Raw genomic sequence first — 7,616 nt, 5'->3', positions numbered from 1 at the left:
GCACGCCTCGGTGTCCCCGTCCGGCCGCTTCCCGGCACGCTCTTCCCTCCAGCGTTGGTAGGGGCGCGGCTGAAAGTTGGCAAGTAATAGCCAATACCTTTACGATAAGTTCGCTAGGATTTTTTGTTATGCCCTGTAATGAAATTCTGTAAGGACTTTAATTTCCCCAGATCACATTTTTGAATAGCCTTTTCCAAATGCTCAAACTTACGGCCCTCGTCAAAAAAATCAATTCAATACCCGTTCATCATCTTTGGATAGACCTTCTCTTACATGCTTGAGCGTATAATCTCTCAGATTTGCAGGAGATGGATTTTCTAGATAGATATGGAGCTTACCCTGCTCTTTCTGAATATGATAGTGTTCTAAAACTTCTTTTTTAAATAACTCAAAATCGAACATACCGGAAATATTGGAATTCACCTTATATCCTAACATCTTTCTCGCCTCCTCACAACGGAAAAATCAGAAATATCGGAAATAGCGGAAATGTTTGGTTATCAGTTGTTTTGGCGAAATAATTTTGCTTCACGAATCATGCCTATCCATAGTGCATTAACAGCATAAAGATAGGAAAAGGATTCCATATGGTAAACCTGTAGAGTGGCTGTCTATAAAGCCGGGAAGATATAAATAGCTGCTCTCAGGAATATCTCTTCCCACCATTCAGAAGGCCTTCTGGAAATAAAATGCTGGTCGCAGTAAGGACAACTGCGACAGAAGAGGAGTTCTTTATTCAATTAAACTAAAAATGAAGACAATTTTATTTCTAGCAATGTTATTTCATCAGGTAGGGGAAATATCGGTTGCTGTAGTACAACATACTGTTGTGGCACAAGCTGCGGATAATGAAGAGGACAATAATGAGAATAACGACCAAAATACGGGAGATAAAGGTACGCCACGACCTAAAGTAAAAATCTTACGCACTCGTTAATAAGTGAGTAAGTTCCTAAACAGACAGGTATTGTTTTACCTGTCTGTTTATTTTATTATTATTATTGTATAATAAGCCAATTATTATATCCTTTGAGAAATTTAGTATTTATACCACTGCTTATTTGGTTTCTTTCTTCGTGTATGAAAGGGAAGGAGGGCCAAGTGACGAATGTATCCCCAAGAGATGAGGTTAGGAAGAGCCGAATGTATTATGATAAAGCTCTTAAATTTCTGGATACTGATGTGAGCGACAGCTCTTTCTTTTATTTTGAGCTTGCCAAAGGGGAGTTTCTCGCCGAGAAGGACAGCACGATGGCCGCAACCTGCCTTGTACAGATGGCCATTACTCTATTTTACGAAGGCGATTATTATGGTTCGCAAGAGACTTCTATTGAAGCCGACAAGTTGTTGGACAAAACGGATACGGCCCACCATAACCTTATGGCGATGAATTATAACTGTCTAGGAAATGCTATATCAGGTTATGGCAATCACAATAAAGCGATACAGTACTACGATTTGGCGATTCAATATAGCCGTGATGCGAACAATTCAGCTACTTATCTTAATAATAAGGCTGTAACATACTATTATGATAAACAGTATCAACAGGCTTATACTATATATGAAGAAGTGCTAAAAAATACGGCTGATGGGACCCTAGATTACGCCAGAGCCTTATCCAATTATGCCAACACCCGATGGCACATAGACAAGAAATATAATCCATTACCTGACCTGCATAAGGCTTTGTCCATTCGAAGGGCCAACAACAACCTTTGGGGTGTCAGTGCCAGTGTTTCGCATCTTTACAATTTTCACAAAAACCGTCATCCGGACTCTGCACGTTTTTATGCAAAAATGAGTTATGAGTTGGCGGATAAACTGGGAAATCCTAACGATAAGATCAATGCTTTGGATAGGTTAATACGGGTGGGAAAGACGGACTCCCTAAAGTATTATTTCAGCATGTATACGGCACTGACAGACAGCATACGTGTGGCACGCCTGAAAGCCAGCAATCAGTTTGCCATGATACGTTATGAAGTTGAAAAAAGCAAAAAAAGAAAATGCCATACTTCAGAATGCCGTGTTGGATAGAGATCTTAAGATGGCAAAACAAAGAGCTCTCGTCGTTGGCATGACTGTACTGGGGATCTGCACCATGGCGTTTTTTCTCTATTGGAACGACAAAAAGAAAAAACAACTTCGACTGGAAGCAGAAAATATAATCAAGGAAAACAAACTTAAAACGTCCAAAAAGGTGCACGACGTGGTCGCAAACGGCATCTATCGCGTCATGTCGGAAATAGAGTACGGTGAAGAGCTGGACAGAGAAGATATGCTCGACAAGCTGGAAGTGCTGTATGAAAAATCCAAGAGATATATCTTACGAACAGGAGGAAGAAGAACAGGGAGAGGAAGAGGTAAGCTTTGCACAGGAAATTGCAGCATTGATAAAATCTTTCGGTCGTGATAATCTGAAGGTATTGATTGTGGGCAATGATGATGTGTGGAGCTTTGTAAAGCCGGTCATCAAGAAAGAGCTTTTTCCTATTATCCAAGAGCTTATGGTGAATATGAATAAGCATAGCGGCGCTACCGAAGTCATCCTTAAGTTCCAAATCGAAGAGGGACAGCTTTCGCTGTCGTATTCGGATAATGGAGTAGGGCTCCCTCACGATAATGAAAAAAGGAAATGGTTGGATAAATACGGGAAACCGTATTAATAACTTGAATGGACAGGTTATTTTTGGGAAAGAACCTAAAAGAGGAACACACATTCAGATTATCATTCCTCTAAACTAAAATTGTAAGGTATGTTTAATAAAGTACTAATTGCCGAAGATCATGAGATAGCCAATCTTTCTGTACAACGCACGCTGAAAGATTTGGGGGTGGAAGAAGCAAAGTATGTATATTACTGCGATGACGCATTGGCATGGATAAGTCGTGCATTGCAGGAAGGACGTCACTACGACTTGTTGATAACAGATTTGTCATTTGAAGAAGATCATCATAAGCAGCGCATAACAAGTGGTATTGATTTGATACAAGCCGTTAAAGTCATACAGCCGGATATAAAGATCTTGGTGTTCTCAGGAGAAAGTAGACCTGCTGTTATCGACCGCTTATTTAATAAATATGGCATCGATGCGTATGTGCGTAAGGCACGTCATGATGCTCAACATCTCAAAGAAGCTTTCCTACAGCTGCATAAGGGAGGTAGCTATATCTCTCCAGATATCAAACCTCAGATTAAGGAACATCAGTCTACGAATTCAGCGCCGTAGACATATTTATTATCCAGCTACTTGCTGATGGTGTAAAGCAAAAAGATATTCCGGAGCGTCTGAAGCAGAAAAACCTCAAGCCTTCCGGCCTCAGCAGTGTAGAGAAAAGACTTAACACCATGCGCGAAGTATTTTCCTTCACCAAGAATGAGCAGCTCATTGCCTACTGTAAGGACAAAGGCATCATCTGAAGTTAACTACTACCAATTATAACTAACTCATGAAGTAGACCGACAGGTTCTACTTTTTTTTACATTTTTTTCACTTTTACGGGAAACCGTAAGGAATGGCTGAAGTATAGCCTTAGCTTTGATGAGATTTTAAAATTATAATACCAGCCAGTTATATTATGATAGGTAATAATTATTTAATTCAAGATACTCTTTCTGATACTAACGCAATTTTGCAAAGAATAAAACATGAGCTATCACAATCCAAGCAGGAAATATTGGTAGCAATGGCATGGTTTACTGATGATGAGCTGTTTGATATTTTAATAGATAAAGCAAATCAAGGTGTTGTTGTTAGTGTCATTGTTGCTGATCATAGTGACAACGAAAAATTAAATTTTGATTTATTAAATCATATTCCTACTGGAGAGGTGATAAAAATTAAGAATGTAGGATATGGAATGATGCATCAAAAATTTTGCATCATTGATAGGAAAATAGTAATAAATGGATCATATAACTGGTCTAAGAATGCTAAGAATAATCATGAGAATGTTATAGTAACCAATCTCTCAAAAACAGTAGATGAGTTTTTGGAAACTTTTTTTAAGATAAAAAACAGATCTATTCAATTAATGAATGGGGCTTCACTTGAAGAGATCGAAAAATTAGAAGAATTACAGAGTAAAAAAGAATATCAAGCCATGACGCAGGAAAAGACCATAAGTTTTCATGAGCAATCAATAAAGGAATTTAAAGAGGTTTTAGATAATATTATTGCCTCTGAGGTCGGCTCTTTGGATAAAGAATTAATAAGAAGTAGCGCATACAATAGAGCTAAGGAAAATAATGGAGATCATCAGGTCCTTTCCCAGGCGATGGATAGACTTTAGTATTCAAAACTTTTTAAATGAAATAGAAGTTGTCGACAAGAAAAGAAGACAAGACTCAAATCTAAGATTGATGAGCAAGTTAAAATTGGTATAACCAACCTAGAACTGAAGACAGAAAACGAAATTAATTCGCTGAAAGAAATACATGCTTTAGAACAAAAGAAATTAAGAGGAAGAAATATTAATTAAAGAAAAGGAGATAGAAAATGCTAAGGCAAATATTGAGAGTAATAAAAATACCAAAATTCCTTTTTTTCAAAATCAGATTGAAAAGATCAAACAAGCGATTAATGACCATAAGATAGACTTCGTTAAACCGCCGATAAATTGGCCTAAATCAATAATTTTAATTGGTCTATTACTTTTATTGCTAGCCTATTTATTTGTTTTCTATTCTTCCGTTGCTTATATATTTATATTTTCTAAACAAGATATGCAGGAAATGCTAGACAATAATGATTTTAGTGAAATGCCGGAAGTATTTAATCCTCATGCAATTTCTAATATTTGGGATAAAGGTGTGGGAGGCATTTTGTTTCTGTTTTTATTTGTAACGATACCTATTGCATTAGGTATGTTTGAATTTATTATCTACTTCTTGTTTCTAATTCAGAATCCTCCCAAAAAGAAGAAAAGCTTTCCGGAATGGAGAAAATTTTGAAATTTTTTACTATCTCAGGAGGTAATATTTTGATATTTATAGTAGATGTAATTATAGCTTATAAAGTTGCTGTAAATATAAATGACATGGAATTGTTGACAAGGGAAAAAGAAACGAAAGCTTCAGTTCTTGAAATAATTTTTAGCACGAATTTCTGGCTTGTATTTGTTTTGGGAACTTTAGGAGTTTACTTATTCTCTAAAGTATTTAATTCATTGATCGATTCTCTAAATAAAAGGAATCAGACATTCCATCAAGCAGTAACCAAACAAAAAATTGATAATCTTGAAAGAGAAATAGACAAATTGGAGACCGATAAACTTAGACTGAATGAAGAGAATGATAAACTGACTGCATGCATTTCCAATTTTGAATTTGAATTGACAAGACTAAGACAAAGCTATAATCAAGCTCCTATAATTTTAGCTGAGAAAATAAAGGATTTGAAGCAGCTTTTGAATACTTGTAGCGAAAAACTTCTGAATCTATCAAATATTTATAAGAGTCAAATTGATAACGATAAGCTTCCAATATCTAAATCAGAATTAGAAAATAGATGTAATATATTTATGGAGGGTGGAGTAAATACTTATATGAATATTTTTCAATTCAAATAGCTGAAGCTAAAACTAAAGAAGCAATTGATGAGATAGAAAATTGGTTAACATCCCTGCAATTTTATTCTCAATCTTCTTCGGAATTAATGTTGAGCACATTGACTGCATCAAAGGCTAATTAAACATAAAAGATTAAGAAGTTATGCAAAATATCATATTATTTGTTTTAAGTATTGCATTATTATGTTCGTGTGGCAATAACTCTTATAAAGAAAAAAAAGAGAGTCAAGGCACAGATATCAAATACGACTTTAATGTGCTGTTTGTTCCTGATTTATCTAACAGAATAAATCTTTCTATACATCCTAAACCCATTCATGATACTACATTGTTATATCATATTCTTGATAATGTTGTTCAATTAATTGATTTAAACAACAGAAAAGTAAAGCAGGCAGACATTTATAAATTTGACTTTGTCAATAAAAGTATACTTTCGAAAGGGATATGTATCCCTGAACAGATGATTATAGATTTATCCCGATTCGGAAATAAGGTTCAAGAGGAAGCGGTGTATCTTAGGGATTCAATATCCAACGATATTAGAAAATTTAAAGATAATATTGGCAGGGTATACGATTATTCATTGACTCATACAGCTGGAGCTGACCTATGGAATTATTTTAATGAAACAATCAATAGCTCCTTAAAAAGGGACGAGGTTATAGTTCAGAAAAATAAGAAAAATAATATTACTAAAAAGTATAAAGACGTTGTAGTCGTATTAACAGATGGTTATATCGAAAATAGTAATAAAGCAGAAGGATATAAACTAGATCAGCAATTAATAGAAAAAATAAGAAAAGATTTTATAACAAGTGGAAGTAAAGATTTGAGTGAGTTCATTCGTTCTAAAGAGACTTATCAAATAATTCCTACCACTAATAAACTAACTGGCGTCAATGTGTTGGTTTTAGAATTGATTGATAGGTCATTGGATAAAAATGGGGTGGCATTAAAACAACCTACTGATTTCCAAATTATGAAGGTTGTTTGGGAGGAATGGTTAAAAAATTCCGGAGCTCAGAATGTCGAGATACATCAAAGTGTTATTATGAAAGATGATGGATTTAAAATTTTGAAGAAGTTTATGGAAAAAATCTAGTCTTCCCCTATCTATGTAATGCTTATACTTACAGCAAAGAGCCTAGCTACTCTTTGCTATTTTTATTTATCTTACCGTATTTACTAGCGCATCTTTGTTTTATTAAGATTTCGGATGAAAAGATTTCTAATACCTTTACTAAGTTTATATTTTTTGGCTTGTCAATCCCAAAGCTTTACATCTTCGGAAACGAGTTTTGATTACAGCTTTGAGGCGGCTATGTATCACGATCCTTCTATCTTTCTTGTAGATAAATTTGTGGATGGGGATACCTTTTGGGTGCTGAACAAAGATCAGCGTAGGATTAAGATACGTCTTATAGGTATTGATGCGCCGGAAGACAGAAATGCTTTTAACAAGAGGAAGCATCCTTTTGGAGCCCACTCCAAAGCCTATTTGGATAGCGTGCTGACCAGAAATCCTTATCTGAAGCTTACCTTTGATATAGATTCCTTGGATCGATATGGTAGAACATTGGCTTATGCCTTTCTGAATGATGGCACTTTTCTCAATGAGTTGCTGGTTAAGGAAGGGTATGCCACGCTGATGACCATTCCGCCCAATGTAAAATACGAAAATCGTCTGTTGCGGGCACAGCAATATGCCCGCAAGCATAAGCTAGGTATATGGGATGACAGATGGCAGCAGAACGACTAACGTTCGTATAATTCTATAGGCATGCCGTACCGGATCTAGTAAAAAAGACAAATTTTTTGCCGGTAAGCCTTGTCTTACKCCATCTGGCCTTCGAAGTGGAAAATATAGAACAAACCGTAGAAGAATTAAAGCAGCATATTTCGGTAGAAGCCATACGGATAGACAGCCTTACCGGCAAAAAATTTGTCTTTTTTTACTGATCCGGACGCATGCCTATAGAATTATACGAACGTTAGTCGTTCTGCTGCCATCTGTCATCCCATATACCTAGCTTATGTCT

The 7,616-nt window shown here is 35.9% G+C and carries 12 protein-coding genes; 11 read left to right on the top strand and 1 reads right to left on the bottom strand.

Annotated elements, in window-relative coordinates; all coding sequences use genetic code 11:
* Positions 1-228: 228 nt before the first annotated feature.
* Positions 229-438 (bottom strand): hypothetical protein, encoded by a 210-nt coding sequence (locus SD31_RS04545; protein ID WP_039053269.1) that lies wholly within the window; start codon positions 436-438, stop codon positions 229-231.
* Positions 439-751: 313 nt separating this feature from the next.
* Between SD31_RS04545 and SD31_RS04540 the strand changes: the two genes are divergently transcribed.
* From SD31_RS04540 to SD31_RS16445, 11 genes are all read left to right on the top strand, one after another.
* Positions 752-937, top strand: a complete 186-nt coding sequence (locus SD31_RS04540; RefSeq protein ID WP_039053268.1) for a hypothetical protein — start codon at positions 752-754, stop codon at positions 935-937.
* A gap of 143 nt (positions 938-1,080) precedes the next feature.
* The gene (locus SD31_RS04535) at positions 1,081-2,040 is read left to right on the top strand and encodes a tetratricopeptide repeat protein (protein ID WP_039053267.1); all 960 of its coding nucleotides are present in this window, start codon (positions 1,081-1,083) and stop codon (positions 2,038-2,040) included.
* The gene (locus SD31_RS04530; RefSeq protein ID WP_156138201.1) at positions 1,988-2,416 is read left to right on the top strand and encodes a hypothetical protein; all 429 of its coding nucleotides are present in this window, start codon (positions 1,988-1,990) and stop codon (positions 2,414-2,416) included. The genes SD31_RS04535 and SD31_RS04530 overlap by 53 nt, the downstream gene beginning before the upstream one ends.
* Complete coding sequence (locus tag SD31_RS04525; protein WP_039053265.1) at positions 2,394-2,669, top strand: ATP-binding protein; 276 nt, start codon at positions 2,394-2,396, stop codon at positions 2,667-2,669. Before SD31_RS04530 ends, SD31_RS04525 begins: the two co-directional genes overlap by 23 nt.
* Positions 2,670-2,759: 90 nt before the next feature.
* Positions 2,760-3,233 carry a response regulator gene (locus SD31_RS04520; RefSeq protein WP_231561171.1) on the top strand — a complete coding sequence of 158 codons (474 nt, stop codon included), beginning with the start codon at positions 2,760-2,762 and terminating at the stop codon, positions 3,231-3,233.
* A gap of 349 nt (positions 3,234-3,582) precedes the next feature.
* The gene (locus SD31_RS04515; RefSeq protein WP_039053264.1) at positions 3,583-4,296 is read left to right on the top strand and encodes a phospholipase D-like domain-containing protein; all 714 of its coding nucleotides are present in this window, start codon (positions 3,583-3,585) and stop codon (positions 4,294-4,296) included.
* Between the two features lie 433 nt (positions 4,297-4,729).
* Positions 4,730-4,957, top strand: a complete 228-nt coding sequence (locus SD31_RS17055) for a hypothetical protein (RefSeq protein ID WP_231561170.1) — start codon at positions 4,730-4,732, stop codon at positions 4,955-4,957.
* Complete coding sequence (locus tag SD31_RS04505; RefSeq protein ID WP_039053262.1) at positions 4,942-5,574, top strand: hypothetical protein; 633 nt, start codon at positions 4,942-4,944, stop codon at positions 5,572-5,574. The genes SD31_RS17055 and SD31_RS04505 overlap by 16 nt, the downstream gene beginning before the upstream one ends.
* A gap of 142 nt (positions 5,575-5,716) precedes the next feature.
* Positions 5,717-6,679, top strand: a complete 963-nt coding sequence (locus tag SD31_RS04500; RefSeq protein ID WP_039053261.1) for a hypothetical protein — start codon at positions 5,717-5,719, stop codon at positions 6,677-6,679.
* Positions 6,680-6,898: 219 nt separating this feature from the next.
* Complete coding sequence (locus SD31_RS04495; RefSeq protein WP_197053531.1) at positions 6,899-7,336, top strand: thermonuclease family protein; 438 nt, start codon at positions 6,899-6,901, stop codon at positions 7,334-7,336.
* Positions 7,337-7,392: 56 nt separating this feature from the next.
* Entirely contained in the window at positions 7,393-7,536 is a 144-nt protein-coding gene (locus SD31_RS16445) for a hypothetical protein (protein ID WP_156138199.1), read from the top strand.
* Positions 7,537-7,616: the final 80 nt, after the last annotated feature.

Origin of the sequence: Sphingobacterium sp. T2, from assembly GCF_000814685.1 — a bacterium.
GTDB classification, from domain to species: domain Bacteria; phylum Bacteroidota; class Bacteroidia; order Sphingobacteriales; family Sphingobacteriaceae; genus Sphingobacterium; species Sphingobacterium thermophilum.
This window is presented reverse-complemented; position numbering and strand designations above follow the sequence as displayed.